General features: G+C 58.7%; 14 protein-coding genes and 1 pseudogene. 6 read left to right on the forward strand and 9 right to left on the reverse strand.

Annotated elements, in window-relative coordinates; all coding sequences use genetic code 11:
• Nucleotides 1–289: 289 nt before the first annotated feature.
• Nucleotides 290–754, forward strand: coding sequence for a hypothetical protein (locus LAT62_RS12190; protein WP_293384129.1), 465 nt, complete (start codon nucleotides 290–292; stop codon nucleotides 752–754).
• A gap of 53 nt (nucleotides 755–807) precedes the next feature.
• On the forward strand, nucleotides 808–1221 hold the full coding sequence (locus LAT62_RS12195) for a response regulator transcription factor (RefSeq protein WP_293384132.1): 414 nt from the start codon (nucleotides 808–810) through the stop codon (nucleotides 1219–1221).
• 72 nt (nucleotides 1222–1293) lie between these two features.
• Here the strand turns inward: LAT62_RS12195 and LAT62_RS12200 are convergent, their stop codons facing one another.
• The 4 genes from LAT62_RS12200 to LAT62_RS12215 all read right to left on the reverse strand — a co-directional run bounded on the left by LAT62_RS12200 (nucleotide 1294) and on the right by LAT62_RS12215 (nucleotide 5790).
• Entirely contained in the window at nucleotides 1294–2388 is a 1095-nt protein-coding gene (locus LAT62_RS12200; protein WP_293384135.1) for a cellulase family glycosylhydrolase, read from the reverse strand.
• 75 nt (nucleotides 2389–2463) lie between these two features.
• Nucleotides 2464–3756 carry an extracellular solute-binding protein gene (locus tag LAT62_RS12205; protein WP_293384138.1) on the reverse strand — a complete coding sequence of 431 codons (1293 nt, stop codon included), beginning with the start codon at nucleotides 3754–3756 and terminating at the stop codon, nucleotides 2464–2466.
• 85 nt (nucleotides 3757–3841) lie between these two features.
• Nucleotides 3842–4687 (reverse strand): carbohydrate ABC transporter permease, encoded by an 846-nt coding sequence (locus tag LAT62_RS12210; RefSeq protein ID WP_293384141.1) that lies wholly within the window; start codon nucleotides 4685–4687, stop codon nucleotides 3842–3844.
• Nucleotides 4684–5790, reverse strand: coding sequence for a carbohydrate ABC transporter permease (locus LAT62_RS12215; protein WP_293384144.1), 1107 nt, complete (start codon nucleotides 5788–5790; stop codon nucleotides 4684–4686). Before LAT62_RS12215 ends, LAT62_RS12210 begins: the two co-directional genes overlap by 4 nt.
• A gap of 159 nt (nucleotides 5791–5949) precedes the next feature.
• Here LAT62_RS12215 and LAT62_RS12220 point away from each other — a divergent pair, with 159 nt between their 5' ends.
• Together LAT62_RS12220 and LAT62_RS12225 are read left to right on the forward strand one after the other, a co-directional pair.
• Entirely contained in the window at nucleotides 5950–6963 is a 1014-nt protein-coding gene (locus LAT62_RS12220; protein ID WP_293384147.1) for a LacI family DNA-binding transcriptional regulator, read from the forward strand.
• A 77-nt stretch (nucleotides 6964–7040) separates the two neighbouring features.
• Nucleotides 7041–8534: an FAD-binding domain-containing protein gene (locus LAT62_RS12225; protein ID WP_293384150.1), complete on the forward strand. Its 1494-nt coding sequence runs from the start codon at nucleotides 7041–7043 to the stop codon at nucleotides 8532–8534.
• Between the two features lie 15 nt (nucleotides 8535–8549).
• Here the strand turns inward: LAT62_RS12225 and LAT62_RS12230 are convergent, their stop codons facing one another.
• The 3 genes from LAT62_RS12230 to LAT62_RS12240 all read right to left on the reverse strand — a co-directional run bounded on the left by LAT62_RS12230 (nucleotide 8550) and on the right by LAT62_RS12240 (nucleotide 11509).
• Entirely contained in the window at nucleotides 8550–8975 is a 426-nt protein-coding gene (locus tag LAT62_RS12230) for a PaaI family thioesterase (RefSeq protein ID WP_293384153.1), read from the reverse strand.
• Nucleotides 8976–8991: 16 nt separating this feature from the next.
• Nucleotides 8992–10023: an L-glyceraldehyde 3-phosphate reductase gene (mgrA, locus tag LAT62_RS12235; protein WP_293384156.1), complete on the reverse strand. Its 1032-nt coding sequence runs from the start codon at nucleotides 10021–10023 to the stop codon at nucleotides 8992–8994.
• A 103-nt stretch (nucleotides 10024–10126) separates the two neighbouring features.
• On the reverse strand, nucleotides 10127–11509 hold the full coding sequence (locus LAT62_RS12240; protein ID WP_293384159.1) for an enoyl-CoA hydratase/isomerase family protein: 1383 nt from the start codon (nucleotides 11507–11509) through the stop codon (nucleotides 10127–10129).
• 255 nt (nucleotides 11510–11764) lie between these two features.
• Between LAT62_RS12240 and LAT62_RS12245 the strand changes: the two genes are divergently transcribed.
• Together LAT62_RS12245 and LAT62_RS12250 are read left to right on the forward strand one after the other, a co-directional pair.
• The gene (locus LAT62_RS12245) at nucleotides 11765–12922 is read left to right on the forward strand and encodes a TAXI family TRAP transporter solute-binding subunit (protein WP_293384162.1); all 1158 of its coding nucleotides are present in this window, start codon (nucleotides 11765–11767) and stop codon (nucleotides 12920–12922) included.
• A 64-nt stretch (nucleotides 12923–12986) separates the two neighbouring features.
• Entirely contained in the window at nucleotides 12987–14999 is a 2013-nt protein-coding gene (locus LAT62_RS12250) for a TRAP transporter fused permease subunit (protein ID WP_293384165.1), read from the forward strand.
• Between the two features lie 12 nt (nucleotides 15000–15011).
• On the opposite strand, the gene LAT62_RS12255 is transcribed toward LAT62_RS12250, so the two are convergent.
• Nucleotides 15012–15797 carry an IclR family transcriptional regulator gene (locus LAT62_RS12255; RefSeq protein WP_293384168.1) on the reverse strand — a complete coding sequence of 262 codons (786 nt, stop codon included), beginning with the start codon at nucleotides 15795–15797 and terminating at the stop codon, nucleotides 15012–15014.
• Between the two features lie 114 nt (nucleotides 15798–15911).
• Nucleotides 15912–16289: pseudogene (locus LAT62_RS12260) on the reverse strand (3-oxoadipyl-CoA thiolase); the annotation flags it as partial.

A 16289-nucleotide genomic window follows, 5' to 3' on the forward strand; every position in this document is an offset into this window, starting at 1 on the left:
TCTCAGAGCGCTCAGTGGCTCAGAACCGTGACGAATTAACCACTCGGGACACTAGAGGGTGGAGTCTCAGTTTGAGGGTCGAGAGAGTCCCGAGCGGACTCGCACTATCCGGCGGCCACCGGGTTTTTCCCGTTGCCAGTGCGCTCTATTCACTATTGCCATAAGATCAGACTCAAAAAGAATTGACCATGATATAGTCCGAATGGAATCAACCCCCGGAATGGATTGACGCAGGATCATGCTATTCTGGACAATCGACTTTCAAAAAACCGTCAACAGAGGTCATCCGATGCGATTGGTACAGAGTGTTCTGGTAGTACTGGTACTTGCGTTGTTCGCAGCCAGCCAAAGTCTGGCCTACGGGCAGTATGGGCGCGGCAACTCCACCAGCGCCATGGTAGGCAGTTATGGCGATGCCTTGGGCGGGATTTTTGCCTTCAGCATTCCGTTGAACCTCAGTGGCCTGGCACGCAGTGGCCTGGGCATTGTGGCTGAAGGCCAGTTGGGCATGGGGCTGGGCGAAAATGACTTCCAGATGGCCGCACTGGCCGGTGGCAAACTGATCTTCCCCATCAACAGAACCACGGATCTTTATGGCGGCCTGGGCTTTGGCTCATCGGTTCTGCCGGACACTCAAACAGGTCTCGGTGGCCAGGTCGGTCTCAACCTGACAGTCAGCGGGTCTCGAGTCTTTTTTGAGGCAGGTGCTCATCCGGGCAACAACAACTATCTGGGTGTCGGACTGCGATTCTGATTCGCGGCGCGGTAGGATAGACTGTATCGCCAATAATCATTGAGGCCGCATGGATGCCTTCCGACACCGCCTATCATATTCTTGTTGCCGATGCGCAGGAGTCCTTCCGTGATGCGATTCGCCATGTGATTCGCGAAAGCTTCGCGGATACCCTCCTGACAGAGGCTGAAAGTCTGGAAGGCACGCTGTTCGCGATGGAACACGAGCCGGATGTCGATCTGGTTCTGCTGGACCTCAACATGCACGACATGAAGGGTCTGGAAGGTCTCTATCGCGTGCGTCTTCAGGCCCCCAGGATCAGGGTAGTCATGGTGTCTGAAACCGATGACCGGGATACCGTGCTGGAAGGAGTAAAGATGGGCTCGGCTGGGTACATCAACAAAACCGCTGATCACGAGCAGATACGCGAGGCCTTGCAGGCCATCGTGGCTGGTCAGGTCTATCTGCCGTCGGGCCTATTGCAATAGCCCTGCACATTGTCCGGAAAGCAGGTCAGGGCCAAGCAGTTGGAAGGTCGAAATTGGTAGCGCAGGCGCACATTATTGACCGGCACAGTGTCGGACCAGGCGAGCCTCCTCCGGGTCGTGCGGTGACCCATTCTCATCCAGAAAATCATGAAACCAGACTGCGTCAGTGCCCTCATTCAGGCGTTGCTGTCGAACCATGACTTCCGGCCACGGTAGATGAGTCTGGGTCGCGCCGCGGACCAGCCCCCATTGATAGCAATGCACCTTGTGCCGCTGAAAAAGCTCCAGCTGGTTTTCGATCGTACTGTTCACATGGCGCGCCATCCATTCCGAACAGATCAGGGGGCGGCCTGTTGCTGACAACTGCTCGATAACCTGGCTCAAAATATCCGGCTCCCGATAGGCATGAAAACTGACCAGATCCGACCATTCAAGGGCGGCCTGATCCAGCGGGTGCTGATAATAGGGCTTCGGCGTCGGCTCCCAGGGGGCCGGCATGTGCCAGGCCGCCACGGTCAGTGGTTGAATGGGATCAATATCCCGTACACGTTGAAACGTCGCCTCCATCAAGGCCATCGCCTGTTGTTCCAGAGCCTGACTGAAAGAGCGCTCGCCGTCTTTGGCAAAAACCATTCTGTTGCCGGGTTCGTTATACAGATCCCAGAACAGTACCCGCTCATCCGAGCGAAAATGGTCAACCAGCGCGCCCACATAGTCGACAACCGCATAGTGCAGGGGTCGGTTCATCACCCAGCGTCGGCCGGGGCTGCCCACGGCTCGGCTGTTGTGCAAGCCCGGAACCGGGGACAGTGATGCGCCCGCCGTCGGGTCGTCGCCGGAGAACTCGCAATCATCCAGCGGACAGAAAACAACCGACAGACCCAGTTCGTCCGCGATGGATAGAAAGGTCTCCATGCGCTCCAGCAGCCCGGCGCCGTCATGCTGCCAGATGATAAAGGGCAAATTGGTGCGCAGACTGTTGAAGCCATAGTGTCTGGCCCAGCCGAGCTCCTGTCGAATCAGGGCCGGGGAGAAGTGGTCCGCCCGCCACATGTCGGGAAAGTTCACGGCGTTACGCGGCAGATAATTGAATCCACATTGCCAGGCGTTGGCTTGCTGCCAGGCGTTTGCGCGCTCTGCTGACCAGCGAGCTGAAGACAGGGTCATTACTGGTATTCCAATACGTTAAGTCAGGTTGGCAGGGAGCGCCCGGGCGAGTGCCCGGACGCATGCGTGGCAGGCTCAGCGATCAAGCTGGCTTTGCACATCCTCTTCAGCATCCGACAGAGCGGCGTCAATGGACTTGCCGGTCAGCCAGATGGCCTGGAACTCCCGGTTCAGGATATCCTGAATCGCTCCATAGCGGGCTGATGCCGGCGTATCCCGGGCGATATTGACCGTATTGTCGTACTCGCTGCGATGCGGCAGCGCGGCATACTCGTCGCTGTTCAGTACAGACTCCCTGACAGCGGCGTGCCCGGTGCGTGCCCAATCGATATTGTGGTCATTGATGAATGCCAGCAATTGCAGTGCACCTTCGTAGACTTCCGGGTTGTCGCGCTTCACAGAGGCCGGGATCGCCCAAAGGTGGGTGTCTGCCCAGGTTGCAGGCTCGTCATACAGGGTGGGGAAGTCAGCCACATAGTAGTGGGTCAGTTCCACATCCTCATCGGCCGCCTGCTCGGCATAGAAGTCCACCACCCAGGTACCATTCACCAGTACTGCGGCTTCACCGTTCAGGAAACTTTGCTGGGAGTCTGCATAGTTGGTGCGAGAGTTGGCATAGCCACCGTCGAACAGGCCCGTGATCAGCTCCAGCGCGTTACGTGCCTCAGGGGTGTTGATGGTGGCAGTGCCGTTGGCAAAGATGTTGCTATCCTGCTGCCAGAGGAAGGCCAGCACCATGCGCACACCAATCTCGAACTCGGAGAAGTCGGCTGCCAGATAGTATTGGCCGGTGGCCTCGCGAACCATCTCGGCATGCTCCATCATTTCTTCCGGGCTGGAAGGCAGAATCGGCTGGCCATTCTCGACCAGGCCAGCAGCCTCCATAAGGTCCATGTTCACATGCCAAAGGTTGGCATGCAGATCCATGGGCACGCCCAGAATCCGGTCATTCCAGGTGACGGCCTCGCGGGCCGAATCGGTCCAGTCATCCGGATCAATGCCATGCGCCATCAGGTCATCTGTCAGGTCCGCCAGGGCACCGATCTGCCCGTATTCGGGTATCCGGTGGCGGTGCATGACGTGCACATCCGGCGGGTTGCCGGAGGCGTAAGAGGCAATGATTTGGTCGTAGTAGTTGCCCCAGTCTGTGGGCAATGTGGTGACGTCAAAATCATCATTCTCCGCATCGAAGGCGTTGATAATCGACTGGATGATACAGGCCTCCCCAACGGCCGCAGAGACGTCCGTGCCGGCGTCCTGGCAGGAGCCGAAGAACCGTGCCAACGTTACTTCGGTGCCGAAGGCAGGCATCACTGCCCCCGCCGACAACGCGGTTGCTGCAATCATGGAAATAAAAGTCTTTTGCATGGTAGTCACCTTTTCCGCTTTCTTGTCTTTGTAGTTGACCACTGCATACGCAGTGGCGATGAGTTTTCTTTTCTTCGCCGCATCGTCAGCCCTTGCTGCCGCCCACGGCGACCGCCCGCACGACATAGCGCTGGAAGATCAGGAACAGGATCACCACCGGCATGCTGGCAATCACCCCGGAGGCCATCACACTGCCCAGTCCCTCGGACTGAGCGAAGTTGCTCTGCAGACTGGCGAGACCCAGGGTGATGGTGAAGTGCTCGGTACGCTGCGCCGACACCAACGGCCAAAGGTAGTCATTCCAGGCATACAGGAACGTCAGGATGGCCACCGTCATCATGGCCGGGCGGGCCAGTGGCAGCATGACGTGCCAGAAAATCTGGAAGGTATTCGCGCCATCGATGCGCGCCGCTTCCTCGACATCTCGCGTCACCCCGCGGAAGAACTGGATCATGATGAAAACGCCGATCGGCACCGCCAGGCGTGGAATGATCAGGCCGTGATGCGAGTTGTGCCAGCCCAGCTCCGAAAACAGCGTATACAGGGGAATAAAGACCGCCTGCTCGGGAATCATCAGCCCGAGCAACACCAGCACCAGCAACGTCTTCTTGCCCACGAAATTGAGGCGCGCGAAAGCATAGCCGGCCGTCGTGGACAGCACCAGAACACCAATGGTCATGCCCAGAGCAACCACCAGGCTGTTGAAAAACCAGACATGCACCTGGCCATGTGCCAGCAGGTTCACATAGTTGTCCAGCGTCAGCGGATACGGGATCAGCCCCCAGAAGGTATTGGAGGTGGTGCGCGCCAGCAGCGCATTGGGCTGCAGTGACAGGGACACCATCCATAAAGTCGGCACCATCCAGATGAATGCAGGCAGTGCGAGCATGGTATAGAGCAGCGCGAGGCGACGGTTTTCCATGGTTTTCATTGTTCGTCCTCCCGGCTGACCATGAACTGGACGGCAGAGAACACCGCCATGATGACAAAGAGGAACACCGCCATCGCCGAGGCAATTCCCAGATCACTGTCGCGGAATGCGGTCTGATAGATGTAGCGCACCAGCACCTGCGTCTGGTCGTTGGGCCCGCCTTGTGTCATCAGATGGGCCTGCCCGAACACCTGGAAGTGCAGGATGATCTGCAATATCACCACCAGCGTGATGGTGCGCTTTAGGTTGGGCAGAATGATGTACCAGAAAGCTTGCACCGAGTTGGCCCGGTCGAGCTTGGCAGCTTCTTGCATTTCCTGCGGAATGTCCTGCAGCCCGGCCAGAAAAAGAACCATGGCAATACCAATGGACCACCACACGGTAGCGATCACAATGGCTGCCATGGCAAACCCCGGCTCGGCCAGCCAAGAGAGAGGAACGCCGCCGAACTCGCGCACCACATTGGCCACGAGACCCTGACGGGCAGAAAACATCATTTGCCAGATGAGGGTGACGACTGTCACCGACAGCACCTGAGACAGGAAAAACAGCGTGCGCAGGAAAGCAGCCCCGCGGGTCTCGCGATTCAGCGCGGTGGCCAGCAGCAGCGAGATGATGGTAATGGCCGGCACTACCATGGCGACAAAGAAGACGGTATTGCCGACCGTGGGCCAGAAGCGGCGGTCAAACCAGCGTCCGCCCTCGCCGGGCGCCCACCCGAACAGGAACATCAGCAGCAACAGCACCATCAGACACTGCCACAGCGTCGACCAGCGCAACTCCCCAATTCGGTAGCGCCAGACAAAGAATACCGCTGCCAGCACACACAGGCCCTGCAGCACCGGACGCGCCCAAGCACGCCAGGTCATCTCCGTGCCCCAGAACAGGCGCAGGTAGTTGTCCAGGCCGATGAAGGTCTTGGCATCCGGGTTGAACGTGACCGCCAGAAGATTCCAGTCATGCAGACTGATCCACACACCGCGGCCGAAGGGATAAATCAGAAATGCGACATAGACGAACACGAACGGCAGCAGGAAAACCCAGGCTACCAGGTTCTGACGGACACCTGCCCATCGGAGGTCAGTTTTGAATTGTTCAAACATGCTGAGGCCTTTCTGTTGTTGTTTTATTCGGGCTGGCGACTCAATACCCGAACTAATAATATTAGTAATATTACTTATAATTGTATAGCTGTCAAACGGCGGGTACACTTTTTACAAAATAGCCTGATGTGAGCTGGCAAAGCGCCAGGACTTTCCACTATGACGTCTGAGTCAGAGAGCAAGAGACGCGTTACCATGAAGGATGTGGCCCGCCACGCCGGGGTTTCGCAATCCACAGTATCTTTCGTACTGAATGAAGTGACCGATGTATCCATCGGGGCCGACACCCGCAAGCGCGTTCTGGATGCGGTGGTCAAGCTGAACTACAAGCGCCGCCCACAGGGGATGTCGCGCTCCGTATCGCATCCCATTATCGGTTTTCTGGTGGATGAAATAGCCACCAGCCCCTTCTCGGCCATCACCATCGAAGGCGCCCAGGAAGCCGCCTGGCGGCATGGCTATTTGCTGGAAGTGGCGATGACCGGCGAGGATGCCGACTATGAAAAGGCCATCCTTGAAAAGTGGCGGCTGCAGGGCGTGGTCGGCGTCATCTACTGCTCGATCCTCACGCGCTCCGTTACCCCGCCACCACAGCTTGGTCAGATTCGCAGCGTGCTGGTCAACTGCCATGCCGACAAGGCGCCGCATACTGCCGTGGTGCCGGGTGAAGTGCTGGGTGGGTTTGCCGCGACCGAAGCCCTGCTGAACAAGGGTTACCGACGAATCGCCTTTATCGATGGTGAAATGTGGATGGAAGCGGCCAAGGACCGATTGACCGGCTACCGCAACGCCCTCACCACCCACGGTGTCCCCATAGACGAAGCCCTGATCCGCGAAGGCAATTTTCTGCCCAGCGGCGGTTACGAGCAGACCCTGGCGCTGCTCAACGACGGCCTGTCTTTTGATGCAATCTTCTGTGCCAACGACCTGACCGCGGTGGGCTGCTACGAAGCACTCAAGGAGCGCGGCCTGCGGATTCCGGAGGATATCGCCGTGATGGGTTACGACGACCAGGAAATTGCCCAGCACCTGAACCCGGCCCTGTCGACGGTTCTGCTGCCGCATCGGGAGATGGGCCAGTGGGCGGTGGACTACCTGTTGTCCACCGAGTCCACCGACCAGCAGCGGGTTTACAAGCTCGAATGCCCACTGGTCATGCGGGAATCTGCCTAGTACCCCGCGCCCCCTGATGATCTGAATGACCCTGCCCTGCGTTTAACTGACCACCCCTGGCTAATCAAGGCGTGGTCGTGTCCTCAACCGCCATCAACGCAGTATGGTTCAAGCGCGATCTGCGGCTGCGCGATCATCCGGCGTTGGCTGCCGCCTGCACCGCCGGGCGGCCCACGATGTTCTTCTATTGCATTGAACCGCTATACCGTGGCGATCCTCACTTTGGACTTCCGCACCATCGTTTTCTTGTCGAGTCTCTGGCCGATTTGTCAGCCCAGCTGCGCGCTCGCGGCCACAAGTTGCAGGTGTTCTGGGCAGCGGCGGAAGAGGTGCTGCATCATCTGCACCAGGAATGGGGGCTGTACAGCCTGTTCAGTCATCAGGAAGTGGGGCTGGCCAATACCTTTGCCCGCGATCAGCGGATAGCCGACTGGTGCCGGGCACAGGGTGTGATATGGCAGGAACTGCAGCAACTGCCCGTGCAACGAGGTCACCATGGACGGCAAGGCTGGAAGGCATTTTCCGACGACTTCTTCCAGGCAACGCTCGCCACGGGAGACCCTGGCCAGCTTGAAGCCATAACACTGCCGGACTCCGACCGCTGGCGTCGCCTGCTGTGCGACCGGCTGCCCAAACCATGGCTGCAGAAAGACAGCGCTTACCAGTTGGGCGGTGAAGCGGCCGCTCATGAACGTCTGGAACACTTTTTTCAGACATCGGCGCATCGTTACCGGGGCACTCGCGGCAAGCCATTGGCCGCTGCTGTCCATGGCTCAAGGCTGTCGCCCTATCTGGCCTATGGCTGCCTGTCCATTCGCGACGCCTGTCAGCAGATCAGGGAAGGCATTCGCGCCGGCCTGCCGCTGGGCCCACTGTATTCGCGACTGCGCTGGCAAGGGCATTTTATCCAGAAGTTCGAGTCCGCCTCGCAGATGGAAAACGAGGCCCTGAATCCTGCACTGGCAGAGCGCTGGGCAGATTACCAGGCCACCCTGTCGGCAGATCAGCAGGCGGAGCGGTTCGAACGGTGGGTCTCTGGACATACGGGCTACCCGCTGGTGGACGCCTGCATGCGTTCACTGCATCAGTGCGGCTTCTTGAATTTTCGCATGCGCGCCATGCTGGTCAGTGTCGCCTGCCATCATCTCAGTCTCGACTGGCGACCTGTCGCCCGCCATCTCGCAAGGCTGTTTCTGGACTTTGAGCCGGGCATCCATTACCCGCAGATTCAGATGCAGGCCGGCCTGACCGGCTTCAATACCTTGCGCATCTACAACCCTCTGCAGCAGTCACAGCGCCAGGACCCGCAGGCCGAATTCATTCGCCGCCATGTGCCCGAGCTCGCCGGTCTGCCTGACCATCTCTGTCATGCGCCATGGGCGCTGTCGCCGCTGGAGGCTCAATGGCTGGACCTGCAGTCAGATTCGATTTATCCCGAGAGGCTGTTTGATCATCAGGAAACAGGCCGCGAGGCCCGACAAAGACTCTGGGGCTGGCGGGATGACCCTGCGGTGCGTGCACACATTCCGCAGTTGTTGGCCAATCAGGCGGTGACGAAGGCCGCGTCCTGACACCCCGTCAGGGACTCAGACTTTCGGCATCGCCCATGTAGCTGTGGCCACAGCCACCAGATTGCCGTCTTCACTGGTAGCGCGGGATTCCATGAACGCCAGGGTACGCCCCTGTTTGAGAAAACAGGCCTCGCAGACGACCCGGCCGCTGTCGGCCGGGCGCAGGTACTGGATTTTCATTTCCACCGTGCTGCCGCCCTTGCCCGTGACATGATGAATCAGATGGCCCATGGACACGTCCAGGGCCGTAGCCAGCACGCCGCCATGCAGCTTGCCGATCGTGTTCAGAGTATGATCGCGAACCGGCAGGGTGACCCGACACCGGTCGTCGATATAGTCGATCTCGAGTCCGTAAAAGCGGACCAGAAAGGACTTGCCGAACCCGGGTTCGGACTTGGCCAAAGCCTGTTCGAAATGTGCCTGAAGGGCTTGCTTGTTCACTAAAGCTCCACTCTTTTCATTCGCGATTGCTGGATTCGGCCCAGAGATTGATGCCACTCTCCGTGGCGTAATGATCGATTTGCTTCAGCTCTTGCGCCGAGAAGTCCCGGTTGTCCAGCGCGGCGACGCTGTTCTCCAACTGGCGCACGCTGCTGGCACCGATCAGCGCCGTGGTCACTCTGGGGTCGCGCAATACCCAGGCGATGGCCATCTGGGCCAGGGTCTGGCCCCGAGCTTGTGCGATCTCGTTGAGCGCCTTGATCTTGGCCAGGTTTTCATCACTCAGGAATTCTTTCGGCAGTGTGCTGTCGGCGCCGGCGCGGCCCGCTTCCGGACGACCGTTCAGGTATTTGTCGGTCAGCATGCCCTGAGCCAGCGGTGAGAAGGGGATGCAGCCAATACCTTCTTCTTCCAGTACCGGCAGCAGGCCATCATTTTCCACCCAGCGGTTCAGCATGGAGTAGCTGGGTTGATGAATCAGACAGGGAGTGCCGAGTTCACGCAGAATCCTGGCCGCTTCACGGGTTTTTGCCGGCCCGTAGGAAGAGATGCCGACATATAGCGCCTTGCCCTGGCGCACAGCGCTGTCCAGCGCCATCATGGTTTCTTCCAGCGGCGTCTCCGGGTCGACCCGGTGCGAATAGAAGATATCGACATAGTCCAGCCCCATGCGAGCCAGGCTCTGATCCAGGCTGGCCAGCAGGTACTTGCGGCTGCCCCAGTCACCATAGGGGCCAGGCCACATGCCATAGCCAGCCTTGGTGGAGATCACCATCTCATCGCGATAACCGCGAAAATCGGTTTTCAGCATACGGCCAAAATTCTCTTCCGCCGACCCGGGGGGTGGGCCATAGTTGTTGGCCAGATCAAAGTGGGTGATGCCCAGGTCGAACGCCCGGCGACATATGGCGCGCGCATTGCCCTGCGGCGCATCCTCGCCGAAGTTGTGCCACAGACCCAGCGAGATCGCCGGCAGCTTGAGGCCGCTTCGCCCACAGCGCTGGTAGGTCATGGTGTCGTAGCGCTGTGCATCGGGTTGGTAGGTCATCAGAACTCCATTCGGTTGTCTGCAAGGTCAGGGGCGTCCCTGCGGATCAGTCTAGCCTGCCCCCCACTGGCACTGCACCCTTTTTCGCCTGTCAGGCACCCTCTCATGAGCTGGCCTGAAAATGCGGCCCACCGAGGTGGGCGGGATAACCAAGTGCTTCAATGGCAATCACGTCGAGGTCGTCAGGGCGATAGCACAGGCCCTCTCGCACAATTTGCAGCGCCGCCTGCTCGAGGCTTGAGCGTGAGTTCTCAGTACCGGTCAGGCTGGCCTGCAGGGACCTGTAGATGCTGTTCCCTTTGCTCGGCAAGACCTTGCAGCCCGCCTTGCGCAACAGGTTGATCAGCGCCTGCTGCACGGCGGGTTGAGCCTGGTGATCGATCAATTCCAACCAATGGGTGTCAGGAATCTTGATCAGTGAAAACGCAAAACGGCTCTCGTTTATCGGCGCGTCCTCCGCTATCAACTGAACATGGCATGTCGTCGGTACCGAGGCCCCCGAGTCACTGTTCAGACAGACTTCGATGCTGGGTAACGAAGCACTGACCCTTTCCACCCGCGGGTCGTCATGCAGCTTCTCAAAGATCGCATGCTCGCCTGACAGTATCAGTGCCTCGATCTCCGCAACGGGCTCTCCACCGGGAACCTTGCCAATGGCTCGTGACGCAAAGAAATGATGAATCAGACCAGCGCGCTGCGGGGAATCCATGCATTGCAGGAACAGTTCCCGCTCGACCTTCAGGCCTTCCCGCAGGGGCAGGCTGCAACTGGCTTCAAGTGCTTCCAGTATCCGAAACGGCGAGAACAGCTCCGGGCTATTGCGATCCAGTTCCTGCCTGAGTTGATCCAGGGATTCCGTATCGGCCTTTGGGTTGGCCAGCGCACCGGTTCTGCGCCGGGTAACAGCGCCCTTTCTCACCTGCTCAGCGACCTCCAGCGCCGCTTCATGGGGTGAGGACGCCATTGTGACCTGATCAATCAAACCGGTTTCCAGTGCGGTTTCACTGCTGACCAGCTTACCCTGGGTGATCCATTCGGCAGCGGTTTTCAGCCCGGTCAGTCGGGGCAGGCGCTGGGTGCCGCCAGCTCCCGGCAACAAGCCCAGATTGACCTCTGGCAACCCGAGGCGGGTGTCCATCAGGGCGATCCGGTAATGACAGCCCAGCGCGACCTCCAGGCCACCCCCGAGAGCCACACCATGCAGAATGGCAATGACTGCTTTCTCACTCTGCTCTAGGCGCTCAATCACATCCGGCAACAGAGGCGCCTTGGGCGGCTTACCAAATTCCCTGATATCCGCACCGGCAATAAAGACCTTGCCCCTGCCCATCAGAGCGATGACCTCGATGGCCGGGTCAGCCTCTGCCCGGCTCAGCGCGTCCAGGATACCGGCACGGACGGATTGCGACAGCGCATTGACCGGAGGATTGTCTATTTCGATCAAGGCCGTTGCGCCCTGGCAGTTGAGGTGAACAGTCTGATCCATTGAAATTCTCCGCGCATGAACTCTGTTGGTAAAGGACGCTGAGACAATTCCGCAGCATCGCCTGACGGGCTCATGTTGATCAGGCGACTATCAATAGTCAACAAAACAAAACCATATACCGCAGTGCGAAACAGAAGGGTGTTGGAATTTTGCGCAAACATTGACAGGGAGATTGGCCGAGGTCTAATATTGAAGTGTATGCGAAAGAGTGTTCCGCATAGCAGAACAAAAACAAATGACCCGCAGGAGTTCATCATGAAAGAATTTGCTTTGCGCCTGGCCTTCGTCAGCTTGCCAATGATCGTTGGTGCCGCTGTCAGCCATGCATCCGATGTCGAATTACCGTCCACCATGGCGTGGACAGCTTACGGCACCAACTCCAGTGGCTACGCACAGGTAGTAGCGATTGGCAATATGCTGCAGTCGGAGTACAACACCTCGGTCAGAATTCTGCCCGGGGACAATGACGTGTCCCGGATGACACCGCTGAAAAACGGCCGTGTCGATTTGTGCGCCTGCGGGATTGCCAGCTATTACGGATCAGAAGGTGTATTGATGTTTGCCGATCGCGAGTGGGGCCCTCAGCCCGTTCGCCTGATCACCACCTCTTCCGCTTCTTTTGGTCTGTCCATCGCCGTGGCCGGTGACATGAATGTGGAGACGCCGGCGGACCTGGCGGGTATGCGAGTGGCCTATATCCGAGGCGATGATGCGCTCAACAAGGGCACCGAGGCTTACCTTGCCTTTGGCGGCCTGACCTGGGATGACGTCGAGCGGGTGGACTTCCCGGGATATGGCCGGTCATTCGACGGCATCATTGCCGGCAATGCCGATGCCGCCTTTACCACCTCGGTAACTCCGCCGGCGCAGCAGCTTGCCAGCAGTTCGCGCGGTATCAGCTGGCCTACACTGGACCCGGATTACGCCGAGGGCTGGGCACGCATGGCTGAAGTAGCGCCCTACTTCCAACCCCACGTAGTCACAGCCGGTGCAGGCGGTGTCAGCGCAGACAACCCGGTACAGAGCGCGAGCTACCCGTATCCGATCATCATTGGCAACAGCACGCTGGACGACACCGTGGCCTACAGCCTGATCAAGGCGATGGACGAAAAGTTTGATGTGTTCAAGGATTCTGCACCCGGTGCCGACGGTTACACCCTGGACAACCAGGATCTGGAGTGGGTGATTCCTTTGCACGAGGGCGTAGTTCGCTACTATGAGGAGCTCGGCATCTGGAATGATGACCTGCAGACACATCAGGACCACCTGATTGAGCGGCAAAACCTCATACTGGAAGCCTGGGACAACTTCATAGATGATGCGCCGAGTGATGACGACGAATTCACCACAGCCTGGATGCAGGCCCGTGCTGAAGCTCTGGAATCGGCGGGCATGGACCTGGTATTCGAATAACAGTCTGTGCCAAGGGCAAGCCAGGAAACTGGCTTGCCGTTTTTTTTGTTGACGGGTAGGTGCTATGACAACCAATGCTCAGGGTAAAGCGGCTGACCAGGCACAGCAGGACCCGGAAAAGATCATCAGTATTCGTCAATTGCCCACGCTACTGGCCTGGCTGCCTGCAGCCGTCACCAGCCTGCTGTTGTTGATGACGCTGGACTACCTGTTCAACTTTGGCTGGTTTCAGTTCGCATCAGGCCTGGAAAACCAGTTCTATTACTCGGTGGTTGCCCTGCTGTTGCCACTGGTATTCCTGCTCTGGCCCGCAGCGCCATCTCTGGCGACAAAATCTGTTCCCTGGTATGACTATGGGCTGAGCCTGCTGATGCTGGTGACCGGCGCCTACTTCGTGATCCATGCCGAGCAGATTCTGGTGCGGGGCTGGGCTTTTGGTGCACCGGACATTGCAGTCTACTTCAGCTATGTGTTCTGGATTCTGGTCATAGAAGCGGCGCGCCGTGCCGGTGGCTGGCCCATTGCCATCATTGCTGCCACCTTTTCGCTCTATCCGCTGGTCGCCGATGTCATGCCCGGGCCTATCCAAGCCTTTTCCAGCTCGCTGGATGAGACTGCCATGTATCACTTCATGAGCTCCGAGAGTGTCATGGGTATACCATTGCAGGCCTTTGCCGGGTTGGTGATCGGTTTTCTCGTGTTCGGGGTGGTGCTGCAGAAGACCGGTGGCGGTGAATTCTTCATCAATCTGGCATTTTCTCTGCTGGGTCACGTGCGCGGCGGCCCGGCCAAGGTATCCATTTTTTCCAGCGGGCTGATGGGCTCGATGAGCGGCAGCGTGATCAGCAATGTACTGACCACCGGGGTCATGTCGATTCCAGCCATGCGGCGCATCGGCATGAAACGTTCTTTCGCCGGGGGTGTCGAGGCCTGTGCGTCCACCGGTGGCGTGCTGATGCCGCCGGTGATGGGCGCCACGGCCTTTGTCATGGCCATGTTCCTGAACGTGCCCTATTCGGCCGTGGTGCTGGCCGCCATCATTCCGTCAGTACTCTATTTTCTCGGTCTGTTTATTCAGATTGATGCCTACTCGGCCCGCAACGGCCTGAAGGGCCTACCGCAGGCAGAACTGCCTACACTGGCAAAAACCCTGAAGGACGGCTGGTACTTCATCTTTGTTTTCGCCCTGCTGGTCTGGATGCTGCTGATCATGCAACGCGAGGCGCTGGCACCCTTTTATGCCACGGCCCTGCTGCTGGTGCTCAACCAGTTCTCGAAAAAACATCGCTGGGGCTTCAGAGAGGCCTACCGGGCCCTGACGGATTCGGCCAAGCTGTTCGCCGAACTGACCGCGATACTGGTGGGCGTCGGCTTGCTGGTGGGCGCCCTGTCGATGACCGGCCTGTCGGGCACCATCGCCAATGACTTCATTTTCCTCGCCGGGGGTAGCGTCCTGTTGCTCCTGTTGATGGGCGCCCTGACCAGTTTTGTGCTGGGCATCGGCATGACGGTGACTGCGGCCTACATCTTTCTTGCCGTGGCCCTGGCACCGGCACTGACCCGTGGTGCCGGCCTGGATCCGATGGCCGTGCATCTGTTCATTCTGTACTGGGGGATGCTCAGCTTTATTACCCCACCGGTGGCGCTCGGCGCCTTTGCCGCGGCCACAGTGGCCGGCTCCCGACCGATTGAAACCGGGCTGCAGGCGATGAAGCTGGGCAGCGTGATCTACTTCATACCCTTTCTATTTGTGCTTAATCCGGCGCTGATCATGCAAGGCAGCATCGGTGAAATCGCCATCGTCTTTGTCCAAGCCGTGGTGGGCATCATCTTCTTTGCCTCGGCGATGCAGGGTTACCTGATTGGCATCGGACGGCTGGGCCATGGCTTCCTGCAGGAGACTCTGGTGCGGGGCCTGATTCTGATCGCAGGGCTTGCTCTGGCCATTCCCGGGGGCAGTGATCTGATCCCGGTGACCCACTGGCAACTGTTGCTGATATCGGCAACCTGTCTGCTGCCGGCGATCGGTTTGGCCAAGTGGAGTCAGCAGAAACAGCTGCAGGCTGCTGCACGGTAAATCAGTCGGTGATTAACCGTGCTTGAGTTCGTTCTGAATGGTATCGGCCAGTATCTTCAGGCGCGGCCCCAGTTTGTCCACCAGCACCTGGTGGGTAAGGCGCAGTGCTGCGCCTCCGCAATTGATGGCCATGACTTCCGAGCCGCCTTCCAGAATCAGTGGTACGGCAACGGCGCTGATGTCTCGTTCCCATTCGCCTTCGGAAAATACAAAGCCATAGCGCTGATAGTTGTCCAGAGTGTCCTTGAGCACGGTCTGAGCCTGCTCCCACTGTTTGGGGTCGGTCTTCCTGATCTGCGCCAGAAAGGCCTCCCGACGCGGCTCACTGAGTCCGCACAGCCAGGCCCGACCGATAGCGGTGCTGACGATAGGCAAACGCGCACCGGCATCCAGACGCATGACCAGAGGTCCGGTGCCCTGGCAGACTTCAAGATAGGTAATGGCATTCCGGTCGACATCCCCGAGCGCGATGGCACAGTCAGTCGAATTGGCCAGCTCCTGCATGTAGGGCCGTGCCAATTGACGAATACCGTCGCTGGCGAAAAAACGATAGCCCAATGCCAGAACGCCCGGGCCAAGCTGGTATTTCTCGAGATGGGTATTGAACTTGAGATAGCCGAGCTGGGTAAGCGTATAGGTCAGACGTGAAACACTGGGCTTGGGAATGCCCGTCCGGCTCGACAACTCACCATTGCCCAGATACTTCTCCCCGGCTTCGAAGGCGCGCAACAGTTCCAGTCCGCGCGCCAGCGCGGTTACGAAATTGCGGTCCTTTCCGGGCGCCTGATCGTCGGTCATCGAATCGCGTCACTCTTTTGTCTGACAGGTCGCAGCATGGTAACCCAACCAAAGCCCTAGTGTCCCGAGTGGTTAATTCGGGACACTAGTGGTTAATTCGGGACACTAGTAAAATTAGCGGCAGCGCTCAATGATCACGGCAATGCCCTGACCCACGCCAATACACATGGTCACCAGTGCATAGCGGCTCTGCTGCGCTTCCAGATGTCTCAATGCCGTCAAGGCCAGACGGGCACCCGAGGCGCCCAGCGGATGGCCGATGGCAATAGCGCCGCCGTTGGCGTTCAGGCGGCGGTCATCAAAGGCGATGCCCAGTTGCTGGGCACAACCCATTACTTGTACGGCAAAGGCTTCGTTGATCTCGATGACGTCCATATCGTTCAGGGTCAACCCGGCCAGCGCCAGGGCTTTTCGTGACGCAGGCACCGGCCCAAGCCCCATGACTCTGGGCTCGACACCGGCGACAGCACAACTGACAATGCGGCCACGCGG

Source organism: Natronospirillum sp. (assembly GCF_022565775.1).
Lineage (GTDB): Bacteria > Pseudomonadota > Gammaproteobacteria > Pseudomonadales > Natronospirillaceae > Natronospirillum.